This window comes from Accumulibacter sp. (genome assembly GCF_031732815.1).
Lineage (GTDB): Bacteria > Pseudomonadota > Gammaproteobacteria > Burkholderiales > Rhodocyclaceae > Accumulibacter.
The window spans coordinates 1-3,326 of sequence record NZ_JAVMKF010000261.1 but is presented as its reverse complement, the minus strand read 5'-3'; the positions used below and the strand labels follow the sequence as shown (position 1 = coordinate 3,326).

Here is a 3,326-nt window from a genome sequence, read left to right as displayed (position 1 = left end):
CTGCTTCTTCAGGTAGTTCGTGTATTGCCCGACGAGCATGGGAAACATTCCCCGCCCTCTGCCGTTCCGCCCGTGGCAGGTGGCGCAGCTCTTCTGGTAGACGACGCGTCCGTTCTCGATGTCGCCTTCGGCACGCGCGATGATCATCACCTTTTCCATCGCCAGCAGTCGCGTCAGCGCGTCGTCGCCGGCCTTGAATTCGGGCGGCCGGGTGGGGAGCTCGATCTGCGCCAGATAGGCAGCAACCAGCCTCATGTCGTCGTCGGGCAGCTCGCGCTCGTTGGCGTAGGGGTACATCGGCAGGTTGACCCTTTGCTGCTTCTGGAACGCTTTCAGTTGTTGTTCCAGGTACTTGGGCAACTGCCCGGCAACGCGCGGATACTCGCCCTTCTTGCCGCCCGCACCGAATTCGCCATGGCAGGCAGCACACGGGCCGTAGATCTCCTTTGCGCGTTCGAGGTCGAGCGCGACGACCGGCGAGACGACGACGCCGGCAAGCAGCAGGGCGAGCAGTCTGGCGAAACGAAGAGTCAGGCGCATGAAAAACCGTTCCGAAAAGCGCCTCATTCTAGGAAAGCCATCGCGCATTGCCTTGATGAGGATCAAGGCGCCGACCAGCCGCGCCAGCCGCGATCTCACCCGCGCGCTGCGCGCAGCAGCGACTTGACCAGCGGCCACTGCCGGCGACTGATCGGCAAGCGCTCCGGAACGTCGCGCAGGATCGCCTGCCACTGCGCATCGCTGTCGTCCAGCGCGTTGCGCTGAAAGCCGCAGATTGTCTCCTTGGCCGCCAGCACACTGCGGTGCAGGCGAATGAAGCATTCGCCAAACTCGTCTTCAAGATGGCTGAGCGACTCGTCGAGCAGGTACTCGCGTTCGCGCGTGCGCGCCGCGACGTATTTCAGATCAGCCCGAAAGTACACGATGTCGGCGAGCGGAATCAGCAGCAGGCGCCCGCGTTCGTGGCAGGCAAGGTGTCGGCGCGCGCCCAGGGACAGGCTGGCGAGCACGTCTGGAGCCGGCGGACGGCGACCAACCACCTTGTGCAGCGCGGCGAGCAGGCGCGCCGCGCGCACCGGCTTGAGCAGGTAATCGATTGCGTTGAGTTCGAAGGCCTGAATCGCATAGGCATCGAAAGCGGTGACGAAGATGATCGCCGGCGGATCGACGAGTTGCGACGAATGGCGGGCGAACTCGATCCCGTCCATCGTCGGCATGCGAATGTCGACCAGCGCCACATCGACCCGCCGGTGGCTGAGCGCAGCGAGCGCGGCCAGGCCGTCTGCCGCCTCGGCGAGCACCTGGTTGGGCAAGTCGCCGGCCAGATCGGCGAGCAACTCGCGCAGGCGCAGGCGGGCGGGCACTTCGTCGTCGACGATCAGCAGCGTGAGGAGCGGCGACGCGTTGCTCATGCGCGCTCGCCTCGGCACGGCAGGACGATGTGCACCCGGTATTCGCGACTACCGTCAGCCAGCACGACCTCGCCAGTCTCCAGGCGCGCCTCCAGATCGTAGTACAGCGACAGTCGTTCGCCGATGTTTTCCAAGGCCATGCGGTTGCCGCGCTGGTGATCGCCCTCGGCGTGGCAGGGATTGACCAGTTCGATGTGCAGTTCGTCGGACTGACGGGCGAGCCGGATGCGGATCGTTCCCGGCTTGCTGCCCGGCTCGATGCCGTGGTAAACCGCGTTCTCGATCAAGGGCTGCATCATCAGCGGGGGTACGTTGAGCCTTTCCGGTACGTCGCGCAGCTCCCATTCGACGCGCAGCCGTTCGCCCAGGCGCAAGCTTTCGAGATCCAGGTATTGCCGGCAGAGGGCGATTTCGTCAGCCAGCGGCACCATTTCGCGGTGGTCGCGCATCAGCGCACGGAAGAGTTCGGCCAGTTCCTCGAGCGCCGTCTCGGCGCGCTGGCGATCGACGCGAATCAGCGCCAGTACGGCATTCAGGCTGTTGAAGAGGAAATGCGGCCGGATACGCGCGCTGAGCGCTTGCAGGCGCGCCTCGACGAGTGCCGGCGAGAGTACGCTCGAACGCTGCGCGAAATACCAGAGGAGAGCCGCGGCCGTTCCGCCGGCGAGCAGGCCAGCGCGCAGCAGGCGCTGCGCGCCGCCGGCGTCGAAACCCGCCGCCACCCACAGTTCGACGAAGAAGGCGGCCGAGGCTGCCGCCAGGAGAACGACCAACAGCCGTCCCGGCCAGACCGCCAGGTGGCGCAGTGCGCCGTCGAGCGAGGCGAGCAAGGCGACGTTGGCGAGCAGCAGAGGCTGCACCCAGACGGCCATTTCCATGTAGCGCTGCACGCATTCGTCGACGCCCTGACCTTGTACGAGTGCCGCGGCCAGCGCAAGAAGGTTGACCCCGAGCAGAATGCGCAGGATGACGCCGGCGTTGCGAAAATCGGGCAAGGGCTGAGCGGCCAGGTTTTGCTTTATACTTCTCATTGCTCGCCGTCGCGCCTGTCCAAGGTTCCACGAGTGATTTTAGCCCAGGAAGCCCTTCCTCAATGAGCCGATCAGATTTGCCCCAGTACACCTGGGCGGGCCGCTTCACCGAACCAACCTCTGAACTCGTCACCCGCTACACCGCATCGGTGGCCTTCGACCGCCGCATGTGGCGGCAGGACATTCGCGCCTCGCTCGCGCACGCCACGATGCTTGCCCGGCAAGGCATCATCAGCCAGGACGACCTCGCCGACATCGAACGGGGAATGGCACAGATCACCCGGGAAATCGAAGCCGGCGACTTTGTCTGGTCGGTGGACCTGGAAGACGTGCATTTCAACATCGAAAAGCGCCTGACTGCGCTGGTCGGCGACGCCGGCAAGCGGCTGCACACTGGCCGCTCGCGCAACGACCAGGTGGCCACCGACATCCGGCTCTATCTGCGCGAGGCGATCGACGTAATCCTCGCCCTCCTCACCCGCTTTCAGACCGCCCTGCTCGACCTCGCCGAGCAGGAAGCGGCAACCGCGATGCCCGGCTTCACGCACTTGCAGGTGGCCCAGCCGGTCACCTTCGGCCACCACCTGCTTGCCTACTTCGAGATGACCCGGCGTGACAGCGAACGCTTCACCGAGTGCCGCGCGCGTACCAACCACTTGCCGCTCGGCGCAGCCGCGCTGGCCGGTACGAGCTACCCGATCGACCGCCAACTGGTCGCCGAATTGCTCGGCTTCGACGAGATCTGCGCCAACTCGCTCGACGCGGTGGCCGACCGCGACTTCGCGATCGAATTCTGTGCCGCCGGCTCGCTGCTGATGATGCACCTGTCACGCCTGGCGGAAGAACTCGTCCTCTGGATGAACCCGCGTTTCGGCTTCATCCG

At 65.4% G+C, this 3,326-nt stretch carries 4 protein-coding genes; 1 reads left to right on the top strand and 3 read right to left on the bottom strand.

Features of this window, described 5'->3' with window-relative positions; translation table 11 throughout:
* The 3 genes from RKP46_RS15380 to RKP46_RS15370 form a co-directional block, all read right to left on the bottom strand.
* A partial coding sequence (locus RKP46_RS15380; protein WP_311107445.1) for a c-type cytochrome occupies nucleotides 1–540 on the bottom strand: 540 nt, incomplete at its 3' end.
* A gap of 95 nt (nucleotides 541–635) precedes the next feature.
* On the bottom strand, nucleotides 636–1,412 hold the full coding sequence (locus RKP46_RS15375) for a LytTR family DNA-binding domain-containing protein (protein WP_311107444.1): 777 nt from the start codon (nucleotides 1,410–1,412) through the stop codon (nucleotides 636–638).
* A complete protein-coding gene (locus tag RKP46_RS15370; protein ID WP_311107443.1) occupies nucleotides 1,409–2,443 on the bottom strand; it encodes a histidine kinase in 1,035 nt (344 codons plus the stop codon). Before RKP46_RS15370 ends, RKP46_RS15375 begins: the two co-directional genes overlap by 4 nt.
* Nucleotides 2,444–2,505: 62 nt before the next feature.
* Between RKP46_RS15370 and argH the strand changes: the two genes are divergently transcribed.
* The coding region (gene argH, locus RKP46_RS15365) for an argininosuccinate lyase (RefSeq protein WP_311107442.1) at nucleotides 2,506–3,326 on the top strand (821 nt) is incomplete at its 3' end.